Genomic DNA, 207 nt, shown 5'->3' with positions numbered 1-207 from the left:
ACGCGCCACCGTCAAGGTCGTCGTCAGCGCCTCGTTGAGGTCCGCGTACGAGCGGTCCCGGGAGTCCTTGTAACTGAACGACTTCATCGCCCGCACCAACGACGCGACCCGATCGACCCCCTCCAGGCACTGCTGCACCGCCACCGGAACCTCAGCCGTCAGGTAGTCGATATCGGCCTCCCGCTCGGCCACCGCGGCCCGCTTCAA

General features: G+C 67.1%; 1 protein-coding gene. It reads right to left on the bottom strand.

The genetic code is table 11. The features are described 5' to 3' along the window. A partial coding sequence (locus tag HC028_RS26915; protein ID WP_205861736.1) for a hypothetical protein occupies positions 1–207 on the bottom strand: 207 nt, incomplete at both ends.

The organism is Planosporangium flavigriseum, from assembly GCF_011947225.1.
Lineage (GTDB): Bacteria > Actinomycetota > Actinomycetes > Mycobacteriales > Micromonosporaceae > Planosporangium > Planosporangium flavigriseum.
This window is presented reverse-complemented; position numbering and strand designations above follow the sequence as displayed.